This is a genomic window from Sphaerochaeta associata, from assembly GCF_022869165.1.
Classification (GTDB): Bacteria; Spirochaetota; Spirochaetia; order Sphaerochaetales; family Sphaerochaetaceae; genus Sphaerochaeta; species Sphaerochaeta associata.
Genome location: NZ_CP094929.1, coordinates 257,178 through 280,346, shown reverse-complemented (window position 1 = coordinate 280,346; position 23,169 = coordinate 257,178). Strand labels below are relative to the sequence as shown.

General features: G+C 49.3%; 23 protein-coding genes. 16 read left to right on the top strand and 7 right to left on the bottom strand.

Annotated features, from left to right (window positions below; genetic code table 11):
- Nucleotides 1–4: 4 nt before the first annotated feature.
- The gene (locus MUG09_RS01290; protein ID WP_244772774.1) at nt 5–859 is read right to left on the bottom strand and encodes a MurR/RpiR family transcriptional regulator; all 855 of its coding nucleotides are present in this window, start codon (nt 857–859) and stop codon (nt 5–7) included.
- A 195-nt stretch (nt 860–1,054) separates the two neighbouring features.
- Here MUG09_RS01290 and murQ point away from each other — a divergent pair, with 195 nt between their 5' ends.
- From murQ to MUG09_RS01270, 5 genes are all read left to right on the top strand, one after another.
- Nucleotides 1,055–1,963 carry an N-acetylmuramic acid 6-phosphate etherase gene (gene murQ / locus MUG09_RS01285; protein WP_244772773.1) on the top strand — a complete coding sequence of 303 codons (909 nt, stop codon included), beginning with the start codon at nt 1,055–1,057 and terminating at the stop codon, nt 1,961–1,963.
- Nucleotides 1,960–2,856 carry an N-acetylglucosamine kinase gene (locus MUG09_RS01280; RefSeq protein WP_244772772.1) on the top strand — a complete coding sequence of 299 codons (897 nt, stop codon included), beginning with the start codon at nt 1,960–1,962 and terminating at the stop codon, nt 2,854–2,856. Before murQ ends, MUG09_RS01280 begins: the two co-directional genes overlap by 4 nt.
- A gap of 325 nt (nt 2,857–3,181) precedes the next feature.
- The gene (locus MUG09_RS01275; protein ID WP_244772771.1) at nt 3,182–3,916 is read left to right on the top strand and encodes a DUF6577 family protein; all 735 of its coding nucleotides are present in this window, start codon (nt 3,182–3,184) and stop codon (nt 3,914–3,916) included.
- A 64-nt stretch (nt 3,917–3,980) separates the two neighbouring features.
- Nucleotides 3,981–4,235 carry a helix-turn-helix domain-containing protein gene (locus MUG09_RS16520; protein ID WP_342345924.1) on the top strand — a complete coding sequence of 85 codons (255 nt, stop codon included), beginning with the start codon at nt 3,981–3,983 and terminating at the stop codon, nt 4,233–4,235.
- A 36-nt stretch (nt 4,236–4,271) separates the two neighbouring features.
- Nucleotides 4,272–5,252 carry an AAA family ATPase gene (locus MUG09_RS01270; protein WP_244772770.1) on the top strand — a complete coding sequence of 327 codons (981 nt, stop codon included), beginning with the start codon at nt 4,272–4,274 and terminating at the stop codon, nt 5,250–5,252.
- A 500-nt stretch (nt 5,253–5,752) separates the two neighbouring features.
- Here MUG09_RS01270 and MUG09_RS01265 read toward each other — a convergent pair whose 3' ends face one another.
- The gene (locus MUG09_RS01265; RefSeq protein ID WP_244772769.1) at nt 5,753–7,057 is read right to left on the bottom strand and encodes an RNA-binding domain-containing protein; all 1,305 of its coding nucleotides are present in this window, start codon (nt 7,055–7,057) and stop codon (nt 5,753–5,755) included.
- 424 nt (nt 7,058–7,481) lie between these two features.
- On the bottom strand, nt 7,482–7,808 hold the full coding sequence (locus tag MUG09_RS01260; protein WP_244772768.1) for a hypothetical protein: 327 nt from the start codon (nt 7,806–7,808) through the stop codon (nt 7,482–7,484).
- Here MUG09_RS01260 and MUG09_RS01255 point away from each other — a divergent pair.
- Complete coding sequence (locus MUG09_RS01255; RefSeq protein ID WP_244772767.1) at nt 7,803–8,132, top strand: hypothetical protein; 330 nt, start codon at nt 7,803–7,805, stop codon at nt 8,130–8,132. The two genes, MUG09_RS01260 and MUG09_RS01255, sit on opposite strands and share 6 nt — an antisense overlap.
- Before the next feature lie 48 nt (nt 8,133–8,180).
- Here MUG09_RS01255 and MUG09_RS01250 read toward each other — a convergent pair whose 3' ends face one another.
- Nucleotides 8,181–9,173: a DUF488 domain-containing protein gene (locus tag MUG09_RS01250; protein WP_244772766.1), complete on the bottom strand. Its 993-nt coding sequence runs from the start codon at nt 9,171–9,173 to the stop codon at nt 8,181–8,183.
- Between the two features lie 249 nt (nt 9,174–9,422).
- Here MUG09_RS01250 and MUG09_RS01245 point away from each other — a divergent pair, with 249 nt between their 5' ends.
- The 9 genes from MUG09_RS01245 to MUG09_RS01205 all read left to right on the top strand — a co-directional run bounded on the left by MUG09_RS01245 (nt 9,423) and on the right by MUG09_RS01205 (nt 18,492).
- The gene (locus tag MUG09_RS01245) at nt 9,423–10,577 is read left to right on the top strand and encodes an ROK family transcriptional regulator (RefSeq protein WP_244772765.1); all 1,155 of its coding nucleotides are present in this window, start codon (nt 9,423–9,425) and stop codon (nt 10,575–10,577) included.
- Nucleotides 10,578–10,624: 47 nt separating this feature from the next.
- A complete protein-coding gene (locus tag MUG09_RS01240) occupies nt 10,625–11,929 on the top strand; it encodes an ABC transporter substrate-binding protein (protein ID WP_244772764.1) in 1,305 nt (434 codons plus the stop codon).
- 63 nt (nt 11,930–11,992) lie between these two features.
- Nucleotides 11,993–12,880, top strand: a complete 888-nt coding sequence (locus MUG09_RS01235) for a carbohydrate ABC transporter permease (protein WP_244772763.1) — start codon at nt 11,993–11,995, stop codon at nt 12,878–12,880.
- A 9-nt stretch (nt 12,881–12,889) separates the two neighbouring features.
- The gene (locus tag MUG09_RS01230) at nt 12,890–13,720 is read left to right on the top strand and encodes a carbohydrate ABC transporter permease (RefSeq protein WP_244772762.1); all 831 of its coding nucleotides are present in this window, start codon (nt 12,890–12,892) and stop codon (nt 13,718–13,720) included.
- 10 nt (nt 13,721–13,730) lie between these two features.
- Nucleotides 13,731–15,212 carry a beta-N-acetylhexosaminidase gene (locus MUG09_RS01225; protein WP_244772761.1) on the top strand — a complete coding sequence of 494 codons (1,482 nt, stop codon included), beginning with the start codon at nt 13,731–13,733 and terminating at the stop codon, nt 15,210–15,212.
- 122 nt (nt 15,213–15,334) lie between these two features.
- Nucleotides 15,335–16,528, top strand: coding sequence for an ATP-binding protein (locus MUG09_RS01220; protein WP_342345919.1), 1,194 nt, complete (start codon nt 15,335–15,337; stop codon nt 16,526–16,528).
- Nucleotides 16,529–16,609: 81 nt separating this feature from the next.
- On the top strand, nt 16,610–17,776 hold the full coding sequence (locus MUG09_RS01215; protein ID WP_244772759.1) for an AAA family ATPase: 1,167 nt from the start codon (nt 16,610–16,612) through the stop codon (nt 17,774–17,776).
- Nucleotides 17,773–18,042 (top strand): hypothetical protein, encoded by a 270-nt coding sequence (locus MUG09_RS01210; RefSeq protein WP_244772758.1) that lies wholly within the window; start codon nt 17,773–17,775, stop codon nt 18,040–18,042. Before MUG09_RS01215 ends, MUG09_RS01210 begins: the two co-directional genes overlap by 4 nt.
- 27 nt (nt 18,043–18,069) lie before the next feature.
- Entirely contained in the window at nt 18,070–18,492 is a 423-nt protein-coding gene (locus tag MUG09_RS01205; RefSeq protein ID WP_244772757.1) for a hypothetical protein, read from the top strand.
- 30 nt (nt 18,493–18,522) lie between these two features.
- On the opposite strand, the gene MUG09_RS01200 is transcribed toward MUG09_RS01205, so the two are convergent.
- From MUG09_RS01200 to MUG09_RS01190, 3 genes are all read right to left on the bottom strand, one after another.
- On the bottom strand, nt 18,523–20,385 hold the full coding sequence (locus MUG09_RS01200) for a polysaccharide biosynthesis protein (RefSeq protein ID WP_244772756.1): 1,863 nt from the start codon (nt 20,383–20,385) through the stop codon (nt 18,523–18,525).
- A gap of 137 nt (nt 20,386–20,522) precedes the next feature.
- Nucleotides 20,523–21,071, bottom strand: coding sequence for a transcription termination/antitermination protein NusG (nusG, locus tag MUG09_RS01195; RefSeq protein WP_244772755.1), 549 nt, complete (start codon nt 21,069–21,071; stop codon nt 20,523–20,525).
- Between the two features lie 33 nt (nt 21,072–21,104).
- Nucleotides 21,105–21,989 (bottom strand): shikimate dehydrogenase family protein, encoded by an 885-nt coding sequence (locus MUG09_RS01190; RefSeq protein ID WP_244772754.1) that lies wholly within the window; start codon nt 21,987–21,989, stop codon nt 21,105–21,107.
- A gap of 149 nt (nt 21,990–22,138) precedes the next feature.
- Between MUG09_RS01190 and MUG09_RS01185 the strand changes: the two genes are divergently transcribed.
- Nucleotides 22,139–22,855, top strand: coding sequence for a transglutaminase domain-containing protein (locus tag MUG09_RS01185; protein ID WP_244772753.1), 717 nt, complete (start codon nt 22,139–22,141; stop codon nt 22,853–22,855).
- The last annotated feature ends 314 nt before the right edge of the window (nt 22,856–23,169 follow it).

Genomic DNA, 23,169 nt, shown 5'->3' with positions numbered 1-23,169 from the left:
GCTTTCACCCCGACACATGCGCCACTGCTTCCCAGCTACGCTTGAGCAGCGGCTCTATCTGCTTCTGGCAACGGGCCAAGATCATCGTGTAGATGAAGTCGACCACCAAGAGTTGTCCCAGGCGTGAGAGGGTTGCACCCTCACGGAAGAGCGACTCGCTGTTCACGACATTCAGCGTAATATCGGCAAGCTTGGTCAGCGAGTTGCCCCCGATACGGGTGATGGCAATTACAGTAGCCTCGTTCTTCTTAGCTTCCCGCGCAACCTTGAGCACACTGCTGGTCTCCCCTGAGTAGGAGATGGCAATGAGTACGTCCTGCTTGCACAAGGCACACGCTTCTACAATCTGCATGTCACTGTCGGCGGTGAAGACCGCCTTCAGCCCTAATCGTGCGAGCTTTTGCTGCAGGTCTATGGCAACAACTCCGCTAGCCCCGACTCCGCTGATCAGAAGGTGCGAAGCATGAAGGATCGCTTCCACCGAAGCTTCCACGGCTTTGGGATCGATGACACTCTCAAGACCCCTCAAGCTCTCACACGTACTGCCTACGACCAAGTGGACAAGCTCCCCTGCACTGGTTTTCTCAGTTACTTCCCTTACCTTCTGCTCCTCCGCCACACGTTCGGAGGAGAACACTTCCTTGGCCAAGGCCATGCGAAGCTCGGTATATCCGGCAAAGCCCAGGCGGCTTGCAAACCGGATGCATGCCGCTGCACTGGAACCGGTGGCCTTGGCCACATCCTGTACGCCCATGGAGACAGCCTGCGTCGGGTTGGCCAACAGGAAGTCAGCCACCTTGCGTTCACTCGGTGCCAGATTGGGAAGAAACTGCTTGATTAAATAAAGGCATCCACTCATACCCAAAGCATAGCATAATTAGGTCTAATAATAAATGAAATAATTTTTTAGTATTGAAATTAATTTCTTGGAATTCATTTTTGATTTTCCTTGACAACAGTTTGGAGCAGGGTAACAATTTACACGAGGCTACTTATTACACAAAAGGAGATACAAGGGAATGACCGCAGGCGCGGTAAAATAGGAGAGAAAACCTTGCAATCATCACTGCCCACCACCGAACAACGAAACCCGGCTTCCTACCGTATCGATACCAAGTCCACCCTCGAAATCCTGTCCATCATCAACGAGGAGGACCGAAAAGTTCCTCTTGCGGTTGAAGCGTGTCTTCCGGTCATCGCCAACCTTGTCGACGATGTCGTGGTCTCGTTCAAGAAAGGCGGCAGGCTCTTTTATATCGGTGCCGGTACGTCGGGAAGGCTTGGTGTGCTCGATGCCTCCGAGTGTCCTCCCACCTTCGGGGTTCCTCCTACGATGGTGCAGGGCATCATCGCAGGGGGCCTGCCGGCCCTTACCAATGCGATAGAGTCGGCGGAGGACAATCCAACGGCAGGAGTAGCCGAGCTTCAGGCACGCTCCTTCACCAAGGATGATGTGCTGGTGGGCATCACCGCCAGCGGCCAGGCTCCCTATGTGATCGGGGCCATGGCCTGGGCTCAGAGTATTGGGGCCAAGGTGGGAGCGATCAGCTGCAACGAACACTCGAAGGTGTTCGACCATGCCGACCATAAAATCCATGTGGCGGTGGGGGCGGAGATCATCACCGGTTCGACGCGTATGAAGTCAGGTACCGCTCAGAAACTCGTGCTGAATATGATCACCACCGCCAGCATGATTCGTATCGGCAAGGTGTATAACAACCTCATGGTGGATTTGCTTCCGCTGAATGCAAAGCTTGTCGACCGGGCCAAACGCCTCATTATCGAGGTGACCGGCTGCACCAGAGCCGAAGCCGAGGAGCTTTACAAGCTGAGCAAGGGCAACATCCGCATTGCATCATTGATGCACATGCTCAAAGTCGATGCCCCTGAGGCAAGAAGACTTTTGGATGAGAGTGATGGAAGCATAAACCGGGCGCTGGACAAGAAAGGGGTGAGCGTGTGAGCAACTACTTCTTCGGTCTGGACGGTGGAGGGACCCAAAGCCGTCTGGCTGTGTGTGATAGGACAGGCAAGGTTGTAGAAGAGGTGTATGGCGGAGCCACCAACCTCTATACCGGCAAGCCTGATCAGGTTTCCCTAAACCTGAAGGCCTTGTTCTCACAGGTTGAGCAGTACTTCCTTTTTGCTGGTGGATGCATCGGTTCGGCCGGGCTGGGAAGAGAACGGGAGAAAGTCCTTTTCAGAGACATGCTCTCCTCCCTGCTGCCTTCAGTACCGGTGTACCTCTGCAGTGACGGAGAAATTCTGTTGGTGGGAGGCCTTGCAGGCCTGGAAGGCTATGCGCTGATCAGCGGGACAGGAAGCCTCGCCCTGAGCAGAAGCTCCGATGGCTCTCTTAAGCGCGCCGGCGGATACGGCTACATGCTCGGCGACGAAGGCTCCGCCTATTGGATTGCACACCAGGCCCTGAGGCGTTCACTGCGCTCTTTGGAGGGCAGGGACTTGAACACCCATATGCTCCCTTCGCTGCTGGAAGGCTGCTCCCTCTCCAAGGCAGAGGACCTCATCGCCTATGTACACCACCAGGCCACCAAGGCCGATATTGCCAAGCTGGCACCCTTGGTGACGGTGTTTGCCAAGGAGGGCGACGCTTTGGCAAACGACATTCTCCTGTGTGCAGCCAAGGAGTTGGTGGCCTTGGTAGTGTCGGTACAGAACCCTGCCATTACTGCCAAGGAGCTGGTGCTGGCTGGTGGAGTACTGGAAAAGGACCCGGTGGTAAGACCGCTGTTTGAAGAGGAACTGAAAAAAGTCCTTCCTGAGCTTCGGATCATCAAGGCAAGGGGGACGGCGTTGGATGGTGCGTGTTTGCTGGCCATTACCAAGTTCTCATAGGCTCCTTTGGAGCAAGGTGATTCTTCCATGCAGACTCATGAGCTTTGTTGTGTTGTCTTCAACTCAACTATGGTTTTCGCCATGCACCACTACAGCAAGATCCTCTACAAGCACATACATTGATTACAAAATCAGCCTCCGTACTACATGGCTGATGAAAAGAAGAACATCAGTGAATTCATTCGGGATGTAATCAGCCATATCGGCAAAATACTCAATATTTGCCGAAGTGGCTGATGACATTAATGAGTTTGTTTATTATACTGATTCAGCCAGAACGGCAAAATATCGAAAAATTGCCGAAAAGGCTGAGGAGGCTAAACCTATGAGAAAAGATGCAATTATTCATTCACTGCCTGAAGGTCCCTTCTCAAGACAGGAAATCCTGGATGCGGCTCGTACTATTGATGCCTCTTTCAAGGAGACTCAACTCAGACACTTGATGGGAACCCTGCTTGGTTCCAATCTGATGCTTCGCGTTGGTCGCAACCAATACAAGAAAGTTGAGAAGGAGCCGCAGAAAAGCGTCTTTACCGGAGTATATTCCAATGCTGCCCTGCAGGTGATCAAGTACATGCAAGAGCAGTTTCCCCTGATTTCCTTTCGGGTGTGGGAACTCTCATGGTTGAATGAATTCTTCAATCACCTGATTGCACGCAATCAGATATTTCTTGAAGTGGAGAAGGACGGTTGTGATTTTGTGTTCTCCGCGCTTGCAGAGGAATTACCAGGCAGGGTACTGCTGAGACCCAAAGCTCAAGAGCTACTGCACTATGGCATCGATGACGGAATCATCATCGACCCACTTATTACGGAGGCTCCCAAGTCAGACGGTGAGCCGTATCAGGTACCTTTGGAGAAATTGATTGTTGATCTGTTTGCAAAAAAGAACTTGATGCTCTCCAAAGGTGATTTTCCTTCTGCAATCGAGATAATGTTCTGTAGATACCGCATTGACCAGATCTCAATGCGGCGGTACGCACGAAGAAGAAATAAAGCGAAAGCTGTGTTTGGATTCCTTAGGAACCAGACAACGATAGAATCGTTGGTTGGTACTTGATAGCAAAGAATGCTCAGGGTTATATCCTCTATACAATTTCATTGAAAGAACTACCTCCTATAGTATGACATGTGTTATACTTGTACCTAGCAGATGTTATAATAGGGGAAAAATTATGGAATTCCATCATCAGGTAAAACATGTAAGGACCACTTTGCAATTGAGCCAGAAGCAACTTGCCGACGCATTACATGTGAGTTTTGCAACTATCAATAGATGGGAGAATGCAAAAGTACTACCAAGCCCTCTTGCACAGAGAATGTTCTATGATTTCTGTGAGAGTAACTTCATTCAGGAAGCATTCCTGAAGCAGCTCTAATACACGAGTGCTGGTCACATAGTTGTGGAGGATTGAATGGCGCGAGCAGACTTGCTCTACGAATTAATACAACATGGGTTAGCTGGAGAAAAAGCCAGTTTTCGTTTGGCAGCAGAAGCTATTTGTGCTGAGGAACGCGCAAAACAGCATGTGATACTCGCAAAAAAACTGGAAGAATTGTTGGAGCAGGATTCACAGTCCCTTGAAACAAGGGAAGTTGCACCCAAACCGTTCGGTTTAAGAACACTGAATGGAGCTTCTTTGTATCAAGAGATCAACCCAAGCAAGCGTCTCACTCAACTGGTACTTACTGAAACAACAGTCAAAATTTGCACTGAGGTTATAGAGGAGCAGATGCGATCGGAGTTGTTACGCTCATATGGCATTGAACCACGTAACAAAATCCTTCTTTATGGGCCTCCTGGAAATGGAAAAACTTCGCTTGCCGAGGCGATTGCCAATGCGTTGATGGTCCCCTTGTATATGGTTACGTACGATACTCTCATCGGAGCATATCTCGGCGAGACTGCCTCCAATCTTGCAAAACTATTTGAATACGCGAAAACAAGGCAATGTGTGTTGTTCTTTGATGAGTTCGAGACTCTAGGTAAAGAACGGGGAGACCGCCATGAGACCGGAGAGATCAAACGGGTGGTAAGCTCCCTGCTTATGAATATAGACGCCTTACCCAGTTATGTTGTCGTCATTGCCGCTACCAATCATGAAGCATTGCTTGATATTGCTGCATGGAGAAGGTTTCAGGTAAAAATTGAGCTTGGCAAACCATCAATCGATGATATCCAGTGCTGGTTGACCTCCTTTGAGAAGAGAATGAGGTTTTCCTTCAACATTCAGCTAAGCAACCTGGCGAAGCGGTTGCTAGGAAGGAGCTATGCCGAAGTTGAAGAGTTCGCTCTCTCCATCTATCGCCAATATATCTTGAAAGGTTTTATTACTGACACCAAGGCCCTTACCAAGTTCCGACTGAACCAGGACTCTTCTCTATCCATGCATTAAAATTCATAGATGTAACAGGAGCAAAAAATGGCCGAGAGACCTCTCGTTTTCTTTTCAGAACCAAACAAAATCCACTCGTACGACCTCTGTTCATTCAAGCATTGAGAGAAGCACTTCCAGAACTTCAGAGCATTACTGCAAGAGGGACGGCATTCCAGGGAGTGTGTCTCTAGGCTGGAACAACCTTCCAAGGAACAAGCAGGTGATTTTATTGGGGTATACCCTATACATTATCTGCAACTATTTAAAAGAATTATCCATTCCCCAGATATAACTGAGACGGGAATTTGAGAGTCTTCAGGCTAGCATGTCATCCCGTCTTTTCCGGATAAGATTTGACTCATCATACAGCACCTTGTAGAGCGAATGGTCACTCGCCTTTTCCTTGTCTCCATCCTTTCTATAGAGAAAACAATGAGAATACCGGCTGTTTCAAATCTTTGTCATCAAAACTACTGTCCCGACGTCGTTTTCTTTGGGCAAGCGAGTTCTATCTCAAATCACTCATTCATGACAATCCAGGTTCCTGCTTTTCTCCCGCCTTGCCTTTGTACGACACCTTTCCCCTTCAGCTGAGTAAGGATTTTCCTTACATATCCATCCGAATATCCAGTAGCCGTAACAAGCTCACGAATCGTGATATGAGGATTATTGTTGATCTCTTCAATCACTGCTTTTTCAGCCTGGGTCAGGATAATTTTGATACCTTTCAATATCTCTTCTGAAATGCCTTTTTGGTAATTGAACGGTATGGCAACATTGACAAAATTTTCCATGATATCAAATGCCTGTCGTCCATAACTGCTGATGATCAAAGGCACACCATGTCCTGTCTGTTCTACATACCCAAGCTGCCCGAATATCTTTTGTAGTTTAGCATTGACCGGCTTACTGATCCCCTTGAAAAATTCATCCTTAGTCAGATCAGCCGGAAGTCCTCCGGTAGATATTATTTCTATTCTGTCTGAAAAAACACATACTGCGGGCGGGTTGCCTTTTTCCCATTTTGTATGCAGACATGCGTTCTGCCAGGCTTCTTTGAAACTAGCCGCATCGAATAGCTTTTCCTCTTCCCTTTTGTGGTTTCCCATAGTGACTCTTGTTTCATTAATCGAATCCATATAATCAAGTACTTTGTCCATGGAAGTCACAAGACAGGTGCCTCCATACTCATTCCTTTTGATGATATTTGTCTTATCCTTCCCTGCGAAAGTAACGACTTTTATGGAAATGTCATTCACATCCGCCAGAAGGTATGCCATGAGATTGTATTTTCCAGAACTTGTTTTCAGCCCGGTATTATTCTCAAAGGTTTCCTGGTCAACGGTTAAACCGGAAGAAACGAAAGATATCCTCAGTTTGGTAAACGAAAGATCTTGAGCCGGAGCTTCCATGATCGTTATTGGATCTGCAGCCGTTTTTTGATTCATTAGTTTCTTCAGCTCTGTTGGACTGAGCTCTCTGTCTTCATCTGCGGACCGCATATAATATCTTCCATAGGCAGAGTATGGCTTATCAGAGCCTTGGACCTCGACTTTGATTACATTTTTCCCATCAATAAGTTCCGAAGAAATCGACGGAATAATCTGCGGTTTAACAAAGTTCGCAATTGCCTGGGATATTTCACGCAGCGTTCTATCTCCGAGCTGCTGTCCCCCAACATCACCGCTGTCTTTCACACCAAAGTATAATACCCCGTGTCCGTTTTTATTCAGCATCGAAGAAAGTGATATGATGCCCTCTTTAAGTTCACCAGTTGTCTTCTTAAATTCGAGGGTTTCGGTCTCTGTTCCGAGATTTTTCATGGCCGCTCTCCAATCATCAGCTTTCCCGGAGTACTCCATATCTCAGCGTTTCTGCTACTCTTTTTTCTACTTTTATTTGCTACCTTATTGCCACTCTTCAGTAGCAGTAAAGGCATGTATGCTGGATAGCTCTCCCATTCGCGAATTCCAGCTTTTTTCTTACCTTGGGCAATGTAAAGGGAAGAGACCTCTAACCCTGGCAAAAACCTTGATTTCATTATAAGCACCATGTATGACAGGAATTACAAGCTCTTAAACATCCCAATCACTATTGAAATAGCCATCGACCTAATCACTGCTTAAAAGGACCAATGTCTCATCGGTTGTTGATTTTGGTGTCCAAGACTCATATACCGATTTCCCATCGTATGCCACAGGCAACTTGAAATGAACAGTCTTTCTCAAATTCCCGACCTAATTATATCTAGGGCTCCTCGTCTTCCTGTTCGCCATTATCTTCAGGCTCTATTGGCTTCTCAAGATTCACTATCTTTCCCTTCCAATGGTACTCTATCTTTAAGAGGTTGAAGATCAGCCTCTGGGCCTTGGTCGGCACCGTCCACAGGTCCTTGTAGGTGCCGGTGAAGTGGATTCTGGAATAGGTGGACACCTTGTTCAACATGTCCTTGAAATCCCAGTACTTCCTGTCCCTGGGCTTGATGGCCGAGACCTTGCCCCTCAGGTCGTTGAGCAGGATGAGGGTGATGAAGTTGACGAAAAGCCTGCCCTTCATGGTCTTCTCTGTGTGCACGTTGAGCCTGTTGCAGTCCAAGAGGTTCTTCATGTCGTCGAAGTGGAACTCGGTGTCGCACCTGCGGTTGTAGTGCTCCAGTGCCTTCGATGCATCTTTCTGTGCATTGGTGAGGATGATCCAGAACCCGCTGTAGCTGTCGATGTAGGCATTGACGGCCTGCTCGTTCAGGCTGACCTTCCTTCCCCTCTTGGGTTGATGCTCTTAAGATACCGCATTGACCAGGTCTCAATGCGGCGGTATGCGCGCAGAAGGAATAAAGCGAAAGCTGTGTTTGGATTCCTTAGGGACCAGACAACGATAGAATCGTTGGTTAAGGAGTGATTGCATGGTGAAGTCTGAAAGTTTTACACGGGAGCAAATCGAGGGCAATTAAATACTCCAGGTGTTGGATACATTGGAACTGGTATAAACCCCAGCTTCTCCTAAGTGTTTAATCCCTGGAATAGAGGGTTGCACTCGTTGGCAATACTCTGCAAATAAAGATCTGTGGCAATCCTTAGGGTCTTTTTCGTAACACATGAGAGCAATATTTTCCCTAGATACTAATCTGGCAACAACAGACGCATACCTCTCACAGAGAGGCAGCGTATTCTCTGAGTACCACTTAAATAAATCACATCTTCTTCCTGATGGCAACAACTCTTTTCTATTGGAGGCTGGTATCCCTACTTCTGGCATAGGGTAGTACTGTATACCTGCCTCCATAAGAGCTGCTTCGAGATTCTTTTTCCTGAACTCTGGCCTCATGGAGAATGCACTTTTTCTGACATCAACAAGAGTTTTAATATTCTGGAGAATCAATGATTGGAGAAATCCATCAATAGATAATCCCTCGTATCCGATTGTGTATAGGTACCGGGGAGCACTCGTAACGTGATCCCTGATTGTTTGGATTTTGCTTATAAAAACCTGATCGGAAGAGAATCTATCAAGAAGTAAGCTTCTGATTGCATAAAAAGGATAGGCCTTTAACACTCTTTCAAGTAAATCGTCATCACTTTGATGTTCGCTGTCACAGATAAGCTTATCAAGTAGTGGGGAATCTTCGTCCTTGAGGAGTATCGAATCCAGTTCAACCCGCTGGTTGTCGACAGAAAGGAATGAGTTGAATGGGGAATCCCCTCTTGCTTCAATCACAACATCCTGTTTCGTCAAAGCTTCCTGGTCGTTATAGAGACTTATTGAATAGCATCCATAGGTATGGGGAATAAAGTCGTAGTATGCATTCCCCGTTGATTTAACGAGTAGAAACATCAGGGCTTGAAGCCTAACCAGAGATAGGGGCTTCTTATGTCTGAGGACTAGATTGAGAAACACTTTTCTCCTATACAACATACACTCACCCTGAACACGTTCTACCATGGGGCACAGGGAAACACAAGGGACACAGCAAGTTTGAAAGAAATCAGAGCCGGCTCTGACTCATAAACACGGAATGGTAATGTAATCTTCGTGTACGTTCTTCACCTCCTCCTCTCAACACGTTAGTCCAAGTTCCATTTATTTCTTTATAATATATAGCAATGTTATTCTTCTTGACTTCCATTTTCAGGCCCCTATACTGGACTTAGGTTGGTACAAAAACAAACAAACCAAGTATAGGAGTTGTCCATGGACAGTCCTCACAGAACCAGACTCATCAATTCCTCCCGCATCATTCATCGCCTGTGGATAGAAGATGAACTCAGCCGAGCCGAGCTTGCCGCTCGGTTGGGACTGAACCGCTCTTCAGTCTCCAACATTGTAGCAGACCTTATGCAGAGGGGCATTGTCAAGGAGAATGAGACCATAGATCCCGGTCCGAAAGGCGGAAGAAGAGCCATCGGCATCACCTTGAACAAAGAGTACTTCCATGTCATCGGCATTGAGATCCGCTCCGACTCCTACACCGCCCTCTCCATCGACCTGGAAGGCACGGTACTCTTCTCGGAGACACAACCAAAAGGCTTCACGGCAAACACCTTTAAAGAAGAGATGCTCTCGTTCATCCAGACGATCACTCAGAGATTGGATCACATGGGGCGGCACCTGTTGGGAGTGGGAATAGGCTTTTCAGGCATCGTGGATGCAGAGAGGCAGATGATCATTCGCTCCGTCTCCCTCGATTTCACCAAGCCCTTTGACTTCTATACCGAAATAGCTTCAGCTTTTCCCTATCCCGTCTTTTTGGAGAACGATGCAAACTGCGGGGCATGGGGGGAGGTCATATTTCAACGAAAGCGGAAGCTTCGAAACTTCCTCTTCGTCCTGATTGAGTTCTGGAAAGCCTATGACGTACAAACAGGCCTAGCCAGGCCGACTGTCGGCCTGGGCTTCGGCTTCGACGGGAAAATCCATCGAGGCAGCAACAATCGAGCAGGTGAGTTCAAGAGCGTACTCAACCGCGACATCACCTCGTCGGAGCAAGTAGTGGTGGACAGCGCCATCTCGGTAACCGAGAACAGGGAAGCGCTGCTCGCATACCTGGGCGAGGTGTGCGAGAACCTCGCATTCCTGATCAACACCCTGGACATCGCACACGTCTTCATCGGGGGAAATGTAGAGACCATCGAGTCTGTCATGCCCGATATGCTGCGATCAGCGCTGCGGGCGAACTCGCTGGACCACAGTGACGGAGGGACGCAGATACAGTTCTCTTCCCTCGGCTACCAAGCCGTCTCGTTCGGGGCGGCGGCGTTGGTACTGGACAAAGTGTTGATGAACCTGGAACCACTTTCAGACTATGCAACGCAGAAAGTGCTTCCCCTCTTTCATCTCTTGGCATAATTCGATGATTCCTTCCTGTGAAGGATACGATACAATGGAGGATTACTATGAACATGAAACGGCTCTTCAGCATTGTTTTCATTTCGTTGTTCCTGGTTCCCGTCTTGCTGTTTGCAGCAGGGACCAAAGAACAAGCCAAGGATACAGGGGATGGTGTAACAACCTTGTCTGTATATCACTTCCTCGATCAGACGGATAAAACCACCGCTCCCAATTTCCAGTATCTGGTGGATGTATTCGAAAAAGCCAATCCAACCATCAAACTCACCTTTGAGTATGGCTACGGTGAAGCCTTCCACGACAAGCTGCAAACCATGGCGATGAGCGGCCAGCTGCCTGATATCGTACTGCTCTATCCGGGAGAGAGAACAAGCCAGGTCACCAATGCCGGTCTGGTACAGGACTTGCGTCCGTACCTTGCAGGACACGAGAACGAGTTTGCCGATATGGCAATGCAGGGCCAAGGAAAGAACGGAGAGATCTGGGAACTGCCCGAGGACATCAGCATAACCTCGATCATGTTCACCAACAACCGCCTGCTCAAGCAGCTGGGCCTCACCCTTCCCAAGACCTATGAAGAGCTGCTGGCCCAAGGTCCGAAGATCAGGGCGGCAGGACTCATTCCCATCTCCATCGCCAACAAGGATGCGTGGCCGATGCAGTCCTGCGTAGCAGGCATGCTGGTCGAGAGAGCCTGTGGACTACAGTGGTTCGACAAGGCAATCGCCGGAGAGGCTCGCTTTGACGATGCCGAGTTCGTCTATGCCATGGAGATAATCAAGGAACTCACTGACAAACAGATGTTCTCACCGGGAACAAACCAACTGGCCTACGGCCAAGGTCTGGACGATTTCGTCCAGGAAAAGGCTGTGTACTTCATCGATGGCGGATGGACGGTAAACAACATGATTGGAGAACTGACCGCCGAGCAGAAAGAGTACATGAGCCTGGAGTCATTCCCCGACATTCCCAGGCAGAAAGGCAAGAGCCTCTCTACCTCGGCAACCGCCGGCCAGGGCTTTGGCATGAATGCGAAGCTCACCAAAGCAGAGTCGGAAGCCGCTTGGAAGTGGATATGGTTCTACTCAGGTCCCGAGGGTTCGGCGATCAGGCAGAAATTCGGCCGATTGCCCGCCTACAACCTTGACGAGCCCAAGGATGCTGATCCGATGATCCAGAAGCTTGTTGCCTATGCAGGCAAGGTGCCCATGGGGTATGTCATGGATTCAGTGCTCGCTGCAGAGCCCATTGGAACGTTCAATATCAACCTTCAGAATATGATGTTTGGTACAAAGACGCCCAAGCAGATTTCCCAGGAGCTGGAAGCCATGGTTACAGCCATCGGTCGGTAACATCCTATGCAAGGCTCTTTCCCCAACCGGGGTAAGAGCCTTCCTTGGAACACGAGGAGAGTCATGACGTTCTCACAACAAAAACGGATGAGTTACTATCTCTTGCTGGCCCCAGGCCTGCTTTTGTTTGCCTCGATCATTATATTTCCTGTTGCCTACAGCTTGTCGCTGAGCTTCACCTCTTTTGGAGGGTACGGGAAGCCTGCGTTCATCGGCTTGGAGAACTATGTAAAAATACTCGGCGACGAAGTGTTTCTCCACTCCCTGAGAAACAACCTCTTGATCGTAGCCGTCTCGGTGTTCGGCCAGATTCCCTTGGGCTTTCTTTTGGCATTTCTCTTGCACCGCAAGATGGTCCGCAACGGCAATTTCTACCAGACCATGATTTTCCTGCCCATCACCATCTCCCCTGTCGTGGTTGCCCTGTTATGGAACCAAATCTTCTCCTCCTCGGGTATGGTGGTAGCCATAATCAGAAACCTGACCGACCAACCTCAGTATGTGATGAAGATTTTCGAGAACCGACAAATGGCCATCTATCCGATCCTGTTTGTCCTTTTGTGGATGCATACCGGTACGTATATGATTATTTTCTTTGCGAACCTGCAGAAAATGACGCCTTCGCTGCTGGAGGCAGCGCAAATCGATGGAGCCAGCGAATCGCAGATGCTGGGGAGAATCATACTTCCTGGCATGGTGGGCACCATTGCAACCACTGCGATATTTGCAATCTCTGGAAGCTTGAAGGCCTTTGACCTCATCTATTCCATGACCGGCGGCGGGCCTGCCCACTTCACCGAAGTGATTGCCATCTACATGTACATCAACACCTTCAAGTACTACAAATACGGCTTCGGCAGTGCCGCCTCCATGATCATCGTTCTCTTGGCAGTCGGCCTGATACTCATCCTGCAATACGTCAGCAGGAAGTTCGAACGTCGGTTCGAGTAGGGGGAAGCTATGAAAAAAACCATTACCCTGGGAAAAGGCCTCTCCTACCTGCTTATGATTACCTTCACCCTGCTGACGATCATCCCGCTGACGTGGATGATCCTCAGCGCCTTCAAGCCGCATGCCCTCATTGTCCGCCACCCGCTTTCACCGCCGGTGAGCTGGTATATTGAAAACTTCACCCTTGCCTGGACACAGGGGCATTTGGGCATCTACTTTATCAACAGCACCATTTACTCTTTGGTTGCCACCTTCTTTACCGTGCTCTTTGCCATGAGCAGCGGCTATGCCCTCTCCAAGTTTCACTACAAGAGCAGCCGCTTCGTCTCCCTGCTCTATACGCTGGGGCTGCTCATTACCGTACACTCGGTCATCGTACCGCTGTTCATCATGGAGACAAAACTGGGCCTATCTAATACACGGTTGGGGGTAATCCTGCCCTATATTGCATTCGGGCTTCCGTTCCAGGTTTTTCTTGCTACTACGTACATCAAGGGAATTCCCGATGCCATGCAGGAGTCGGCTATCATCGACGGGGCTACGTTCATCCAGGTGTTCCTGAAAATCATCATCCCCGTTGCCACCCCCATCATCTCCACGATGTTCATCTATACGTTCTTGGGGAACTGGAATGAGTTCATACTCGTATTGACGCTGACCAGCGACCTTACCGTACGCTCGCTGCCGGTCGGGATCAACAGCTTTGCGGGAGGAATGTCCCGCGACTACGGCCTGCAGTTTGCTGCATTGGTCATCGGGACGGTCCCGATGATCATCTTCTATCTGATATTCAAAGACAAAATCGCCCAAGGCTTCGCAGCCGGGGCGTTAAAGGAATAATACCATTCATATGACAGAAAAGCTCCCTCTCATTCCCTATCCTTCAGGTGCCGTTGCAATGCTCGGTGGCACATTCTCCAAACCCTCTCGCTTGGTAATTGCTCTTGACCCCTCCTTTGACGCTGAATGCGTCCTGCTCTACGTCAGAGAGCAGCTTGGCATGGAAGCACAAGAGGGTGGACAATCACCCGATCTGATTATTACCGCAGCTGCAGACGCTACGGAGGAGCAGGCTTACCGCTTGGAAGTGAACCCAAAGGAGTGCAGGATTGAAGCGATAACCCTGCAGGGAGTGTTTTATGCAGTGCAAACACTGCGTCAGCTCTTGCTTGCCTACCCTGAAGCAGTTCCCTGCTGCCGCATCGAGGATAAGCCCGCCCTCCTGTGGAGGGCTTTCATGCTGGATGTAGCGAGGTCGTTCTGTCCGGTCGAGGAAGGAAAGAGAATCATCGACATCCTCGCCTCGTTCAAAATGAATGTCCTGCACCTCCATCTCAGTGACGACCAGGGCTGGAGAATCGCCTCGGAGAGCTACCCGAAGCTCGGAGAGGGAGAGTCCGGTCGGTATTCGAAACAAGAGATCAAGGACTTGGTGGCGTATGCCCAGGCCCGCCATATCATGGTCATCCCTGAGATCGACATGCCCGGCCACTTCACAGCAGCGCTGGCTTCCTATCCCAAGCTTAGCTGCACAGGCGGTCCGTTCACGATCCCTACGGGAGAAGGAATATTTTCAGACATCCTGTGCGTGGGAAAGGACGAAGCTCTCTCTTTCGTGAAGCAGATCATCGAGGAGACAGCTTCACTCTTCCCTGCCCCGTACATCCATCTGGGAGGCGATGAGATTCCCCTGGACCGCTGGGTCGACTGTCCCGATTGCCAGAAGAGAAAGAGAGTACTGCGCTTGTCCGACGAGAAAGCCTTGTTGCGATGGTTCTTAAATGAGATGACTTCGTATGCACGAGGCTTGGGAAAGCAGGTGATTCTCTACAATGACTATGTGGACGAAGGGTATGACAAAAAGATTATCACCCAGGTGTGGAACCCGCTGCTGGATGCATCGGCTTTGACACATCCGGTGATCATGAGCGACTATTTCCATACGTATCTGGATATGGACCATACGCTGCTTCCCCTACCGGTGGTCTACCGCTACGGCAAGCAGCTGCAGACTCAGAAGTACTCCTCTCTGTACGGGTCGGAGTTCATGCTCTGGACCGAGTACATTGCAACCAGGGAAGAGAGGGACTTCCATCTATTCCCACGCCTGATTGCCGGTGCCGAGTCCTTTTGGACACAAGAGGGGCAGCATGACTATCGCAGGTTCATGCACACATTTGCAAAGCATGGTTCTGCATATCTTTCCTCTGATGCACAGATTACGCCCAAAAAGCAGTGGAATACTTCTTCCATCGTCTCTGCATTTGCGCGGTATAAGCGTAGACGCAGAGTGAAGAGGAACAGCAGGAAGGCGGGTATTTCACTTTCATAGCGTGAAGTATATAGGGTTATACCCATGAAAAGGGGTGTCCATAGAAGAGTTTTTATGGGTATAACCCTAAAAACTTTCCTTTCTTACGTAGTTTTACTGGGTATACTCTTATCAAGAGGTCTATGTTCATGCTTAATCGACCATTGTATTACGAGAAGATTAGGCCCTTCATTATAGTGATTACAGGGATACGTCGATGCGGAAAATCGACCATGATGCTGCTGATACAACAGCTTTTGAAGGAAGAAGGAGTTGCGGGAAAACAGATCATCTCCATCAACTTTGAGAGCATGAGGTATTACCATTTGCGTACTTCACTTGCGTTATATACCTACGTGTCTGGCCTTCTAAAAACAATGGAGAGCCCCGCATATGTGTTCTTCGATGAAATCCAAATCGTAGAGAAGTGGGAAGAGGCAGTAAACTCCTTGTTCCTCGATTTCCAGATAGATATGTACATCACCATTTCCAACTCACAGCTGCTTTCATCCGAACTCTCTACCTTGCTCACCGGCCGCTTCATTCATATCGAGATGCAGGTGTTGTCTTTTACAGAGATGCTGGGGTTCAGATCGGACCAACAAGAAGCCCAAGAAAACCTGCTTTGGCTCTATATCAGGCGAGGAGGGTTTCCTGTTGTCCATCTGACTGACGATTACGATGAGAAAGCAACATATATGATAATTCATGACATCTTCGATTCAATCGTTCTGCGTGATGTAGTCCAACGATACAAGATACGGGATGTAGAGCTGCTGCGAAGAATTCTGAACTTTATCGCCGAAACGGTCGGAAGTACCATTTCTGCTAAACGCATAGCCGATTATTTCACACCCGTCGATCCCGGCACAATCTATACATATCTGGATGCGCTAGAGAGCTCGTATCTGATCGCTACAGTACATCGATATGACATCAAACAGAAACATGTGCTCAAGACCCAGGCAAAGTATTACCTTGCAGATTCTGGTCTTCAGCATGCTCTTTGTGAAGGGAAAGCTTCCAATATAACCGGTATTTTGGAAAACATCGTGTACCGTGAATTGGTCAGACGAGGATACAAGGTTTACATTGGTAAGACGGACACCCAGGAAGTCGACTTCATTGCGGAGCAAGAGCCGAAAAAACTCTATGTGCAAGTTGCCTTCAAACTGGAAAGTGAAGAAACGGTACAAAGGGAGTTCTCTCCACTGCTTAGTATCCGGGATTCCTACCCTAAATTTGTGGTGACGATGGATCCTCACTTCCAGGACACCATTGAGGGGATACGGCATATAGGGTTGTACCAGTTTCTTACTGATGAGCAACTGTACTAGCATTCTTGAGGTGTCGATTAGCCACTATTTGTTCCAATCCCTCATGCTTTCTGGTATACTTTTGTGTACCGAGGTTGGAGCATGCTTAGCAGAGTGTATCTTGATAATTTCAAGTCTCTTATAGATTTTTCATTTCCGCCGCAAAAGGATGCCAAAGGCATTCCAGCGTTCTCATGCCTTGTTGGGCTGAATGGTTGCGGTAAATCCACAATCCTGCAGGCATTCGGTTTTCTTGCTCAGCTTCCCCAAGGACGCATAGATTCCTGGCTTGAAACGCGTGGTTGGAAACACGAAGAGCTTACCAGCAAATTTACCAAGAAAACCACCATTACGTTCAGCATCTCTTTATTGCATCAAGGGAAATCAATAGTTTGGAGCGGTACATACAATAAGCAAACCATCCGATGTACCCAGGAAAAGGTGACAGAAGATGGCAAAACCATCTTTTTGGTTCAAGATGGCAAATTGAACATAGTGAGTCCGACAGAAATTTCTACGCTTCCCGTAAAAGACCTGCTCTATCAAGGGTCCATTCTCAGTGTGTATAAGTTTGATGTGCTGAAAGTTCCCGCCATCGGTGCCATTCTGGATTTTTCTCAAGGAATGAAGTCTTTGGAGCTCCTCAATCCTCAATTGATTAAAACCCGCAGTAGAGCAGCCGCCGACGTGGGTATCGGGGGAGAAAAGCTTACTGCCTTTTTCCATGGGCTTTCCTTCGAACAAAAGAAAACAATCCTTACGCAACTGCAGGAATTTTACCCACAGGTGACATCCATTCTCTCATCCTCTCTCAGAGCTGGTTGGAAGACCATCACAGTAAGTGAATCATTCGATACCGGCAACAAGAACCGACTGGAAACCGAAACAACCCATCTTAATGATGGAATGCTGAGAATCCTGACTATCATCACACAGATGCAAACAAGCCATACATGCCTGTTGCTTGATGAAATCGAAAATGGAATCAACCCGGAATTGGTTGAACGCTTGATGGATTATTTGGTAAGCAGCAACAAACAGGTGATTGTCACTACACACAGCCCTATGGTTCTCAACTATCTGGACGACCAAGTAGCCAAGGATGGCATTTTCCTTGTCTACCGAAATGCAGCCGGATATACCCGCTGTGGTCGTTATTTCCAAAGCAATCGCACTAGGGAAAAACTCAGGTTGCTGGGTCCGGGAGAAGTATTTGTCGATACAACCATGCAAGAGGTGTCCTCTGATTTGGAGCATGAGATCACATGAAACTCCTCCTATCAGGTGAAGGCCCTACTGATATCGGCACAAGATCACAAGACAACACATTTCTGCATGGTCCCATGACATGCTTTATTGACATCCTTGCAACCCCAGTTCTTGGATACTCTCCTCGTGACATTGAGGGAGAGCATGAAGATATTCTTGTGCTTTGCAGTAAACAGGAATTACTTGATCGGGGGAAGCCGGGAATAACCAAACTAGCTGGTAAGAAATACGGAAAGAATAGAAGCTTTTTCACAGCAAATGCCTAAGTACTCGGCAGTATTGCAAATCAAAAAATGCATGAAGAAAATTGTCCCTATATTGCTGTCCTCTTCCGCGATGGGGATGGTTCCCGGTCAAAAGATGAGTGGCAGGAAAAATGGGATTCCATCGTGCGTGGATTTGCATTGGAAGATTTCAACTTTGGCGTACCCATGGTCCCCCGACCTAAGTCTGAAGCATGGCTGCTTCAAGCTCATATGAACCAAGAAAACCCATCTGAAACCTATGAAACAAGAACGGGAAACAGAGCAAGTTCATTCGACATGAAAGCGCAGTTGGAGTTGCTGATCGAAGGCCATCCATCACGGGAATATCTTGTGCAGTTAATCGACGAGGGAACCATCAGCCCCAAAAACATCTCAGCTCAGTGTTCAAGTTTCCGTACCTTCCGAGACGCGCTTGTTCATGCATTGACAGAAGCGCTCCAAGGCAACTGATTGCATGGATGCTTTTCTCATACAGGTAAGCTACATCTTCGGACTATTGAACTCCGGCACCAGCTCATGCAGCATTCTGAGCATCTCCTGGGGGCTTCCATTTTGGAAGGTCGAAAGATAGTGGTTGAGGAAGGTGAGCTCGGAGAGCTCATGGTTGCTTACCCGCGCCTTGAAGACCAGACTGTCCTCGGTGGCTATGGTGGTGTCCTTGTTGGCCAACAGCTCCTCATAGAGCTTCTCGCCGGGCCTGAGGCCGGTTACGATCACCTGGCTGCGCCCGTCGCCGTAGTACTTGACCAGTTTCTGGGCAAAGTCGTAGATGCGCACCGGCTGGCCCATGTCCAGCACCATGACCTCCCCGCCCTTTGCCATCGAGGCAGCCTTGAAGACCAGGCCTACAGCCTCGGGAATGGCCATGAAGTAGCGGATGATGTCCTTGTGGGTGACGGTGATCGGAACCCCCGCCTTGATCTGCTCCATGAACAGGGGCAGCATGCTCCCCCTGCTTCCCAATACGTTGCCGAAGCGCACGCAGACCATCTCGGTCTCCTTGGAGTTGAGCATGCCCGCCATGAGCTCGACCACGCGCTTGGTCGCCCCCATGACGTTCGTCGGGTTGACCGCCTTGTCGGTGGAGATGACCACCACCTTCTCCACGCCTCTCTCTTTTGCACTCTTGAGGACTGCATAGGAGCCAAGGATGTTGGTCGTGATGGCCTCCTCGGGATAGAGCTCCTGCAGCGGCACGTGCTTGTAGGCGGCCGCGTGGAAGACCAGCTGAGGACGGTACTGCTCCATGATCCTGTCGACCTTCTTGCGGTTCTTGATGTCGCACACCACCGGGACGATCAGGTCGCTCCACTCCTTCTGGTAGTTGTGCAGCCTCAGGGACAGGTCGTGCAGCTCGGTCTCATCGATGTCCAAAAGAATGAGCTGGGAGGGGCCGTAGCTTAACAGCTGCTTGCAGATCTCACTGCCGATGGAGCCGCCGGCTCCGGTGACCAGCACCCGCTTCTGTACGACCATCCTCATAATCGGTTCCTTCTCGATGCTGATCAAGGGCCTGCCCAGGAGGTCGCCGTAGTCGAGGTTTCTCAGGTCCATCTCCTTGGCCCCCTGCTGCATCTCAAAGAGGGAGGGTATGACCTTTATGTCGACGCCGAGCTCCTTGGCGGCATCGACGGCCTTGAGCATGCGCTCCTGGTCGATGTGGGTGATGGCGATGATAAGCACTTTTGCCCGGACTTGGATGAGCGTCTCGGCCATGTCGTCGATGGTACCCCATACCTTGATTCCCAACAGATAGGTGCCTTTCAGCGAGGCATTATCATCGATGAAGGCGGAAATATGGTAGGGAAGCTTGCCCCGCTGGTACTGGCGCACCAAGGCGTTTCCCAGTTCCCCTGCACCGTAGATTACTGTGCGGGGATTGTTGTTGTGGGTCTGTTTGGTATAGTAGGTCCGAAAGCCGCGGTAGGCGAAACGCACTCCGAGCATGGTAAGGAAGGACGAGCCCCAGAATACAATAAAATAGGGGATCCAATAGGAGTGGATGCTTTCCAGAAACAGAGGAATAAGAATGGAAACAAGGGAAGGAAGCAGAAACCCTGCAAACGCCCTGTTGACCAAATCGAGCGAACCTTCACTGACACGGATGAGGTAAAAACGGGTCAAGGAGAGGGAGAGCAGAAGAATCATGGAGGCGATGACGGTGAATAGGACCACAGTTGCGTCATAAGAAGTGAAGACGATCCACATAGATACCATGGAGCACAGGACCAGCAATACTGCATCGATACCCATCAAGAGAAGTTGTCTCTGAATCCGGTTCCTGACACTTCCACCCACATTCACCTCGCTATTTCCTGATGCTTGAACATCCGATCGCTTCAAATTGCGTGGATATCTGATTCTCCTTGGCCCCAGCTATTGCATCGGTTGAAGATAGAACATCAGTAGCTATCTTCATACCACACACAGGCAGTCGTGTCATCACTTTTATGGTGCCTGCCTTGTAGGAATTGTTCCCTTCAGTCCAGATCGTAGTTCTCCTTGTCGGGCTGAATGAACTCAACGGGCATGCTCACCTTGCGGATGACATCGGCGAACTGGAACTCCACCATCACCCTACTATGACGGTAGTCGACCGAGATGATCGTTCCCATAAAGTCCTTCAACGGTCCTTCCACCACCTTGATCGGCTCTCCTTGCTTGTAGACCACCTTCGACGGCTTGATCGTCCCCTTGTTGTGCATGATCCAAGCGGCATACTCATGGTCTGGTCCCTTGAGCTCAATGGTTTTGTCCAGGTTGTGGAGAAAGCCGTAGCAACCGGGAAGCCGATGCACATCGAGTGAGAAATTTGCAAGGTCCTCTTCACTGGAGACCAGCAGGTAGCCGGGAAGTATGGGGTGGTCGGTCATTATCTTCTTTCCCTTGCACCGGTCGATCATGCGGCGCATGGGGATGAAGATGAACACATCATGCACCTCACCCAGCTCTCTGGTGAAGAACTTGTTCAAGTGAGCCCGGACTTTCTCTTCCCCGCCGGTTCTACATGCAATGAAGTAGTAGTTCATAGTCGCTCATAGTAGGATATTTCTTTCTTCTTGTCAGCACACAGCAAACGCTTCTTCCAGGCTTGCACGCATCAAAGCCCGGTCTGGGTCCCTGTCCGTCCAGAGCTTTACTGCGATGGCTCCTTGGTTGACCAGCATACCCAGCCCGTCGAGGGTTTTACATCCTGCCAGCTTGGCCTTCTTCAAAAACGCCGTCTCCACGGGATTGAACACGACATCGCAGGCGATGACGTTGTTCAAGTCGGGGGCAAAGGCCACGTTGATGCACTCATGAGGTGCAAACAAGCCAACACTGGTGGCCTGTACCACCACCAGATCGTTCTCCCGTATCTGGTAGGTTCGTTCCCAAGGTTCATAGCCAAGAACGGTCTTGGAAATTCCCTCCAGGTTGGTTACCAGTTTTTTGCTGTGGGCAAGGGTGCGGTTGACCACCATGACCTGTCGAACACCGTACAGGGCCAATTCGGTGACGATTGCCGAGGCGGCCCCTCCGCTTCCGAACACCACGACCTTGCGCTTCTTCAGATCGGGGGCAATCTCGACCAGTGATTGCAGAAAGCCCTTGCCGTCGGTGTTGTCCCCGACGTAGGTACCGTCCTCCTTGCGCGTGATGCAGTTCACCGCGTCACACAGGCTGGCACTTTCAGTAAGTTCATCGAGATAGGTGAGCACTTCTTGCTTGAATGGTGCGGTTACGTTTCCACCTTGAAAACGCATCGCCAACAGCCCCCATATACTGGGTTCCAACTCTTCGGGGTCCACTTCGATGGTCAGGTACCTGCCCGAATAGCCGAGAGCATCGAAGGCTGTTTCCATCATATGCTGGGTTGGATTACCCACCACGGGACTGCCGATGCAAAAGTACAACGGGGAAAGCGGTCCTTTCATGAGAGCCTGTAGACTTGTTTTCCTATCCATGTCTCTCTCCTTAGCTCTATTATAAGACAAATTAAAAAATATGTCTAACTATGGTAAAAAATTACTATAACCATCCTAGCAAAACATGCTAGATAAAATACAAAAGGAAGCATATGCTTAGTATAACACTACGAACATGAGGATGTGTTGTGGAATCTGAAGAAGCAAATCAATACCTTCGTCCTACGTTGCTGCTCGACTATGACAACCCTGAGATAAAAGCCCTTGTACAGCAGAAAGGCTGGCATAGCCTCGGTTCACGATCAGCACAGATTGATGCTGTGTATACGTTTGTAAGGGATGAGATTCTCTATGGATATTCCAGGAGCTTTTCCATCAGCGGTTCACACGTGCTTACGACAGGGTATGGCAACTGCCTGACCAAAACCACATTGCTCATGACGCTGCTCAGGGCAATAGGTGTCCCCTGCCGCATGAAGGCAAGCATGATGGACAAGGTCCTCCATCGCGGCCTTCTGGGTCCACTGGCCTATCGCCTCAGCCCTGATTTCCTCTACCATGGGTGGGTGAACATGCTGTACAACGGCAAGTGGATTGAGATCGGGGGACACATCGTCGATCGTCCCTATCTGCAAAAGCTCCAGGCAAAGTACCCCGACTACATGGGCAGTTTCTACGGCTATGGCATTGCTGTTTTGAACTTCCGCAACCCTCCGATCCGCTGGGAGGAAGGGGATACCTTCATCCAGAGCAAGGCTCGTGCAGGTACGCTGGGGACCTATGACGACCCGGACAGTTTTTTTGCTGAGTATCCAGAAGCACAACAAAGGACACATGGCATTTGTTATCAGAAGATTCTCAGACCTACTTTGAATAAGTCCATAGCAAGGCTGAGGGAACGTTAGGACTGCAGACGTCCAAACTGAGTAAAAAGTAACATATACACGTTCAAAATCGCAAATTCTTCTCAAATTACCTTGGATCTTCTCAAATACGAAACCCAATGGATTTGTGAAGTTTTTTACAAGTGGGCTGTGAAGCCAAGTACTTGCGTAATACCTTCGAGCGAAAACAGTGAGCAGCAAGGCCGTGAAGGAGAAGCTAGCTGCAATATCCGACAGAGGAGAACGCGGTTGCCCGACGTTTATGCCGAAGAGGATTCAAGAAACAGGACGTACGGATATCAGATACCAAGACAACCAGTACACCGTTAGCGCTT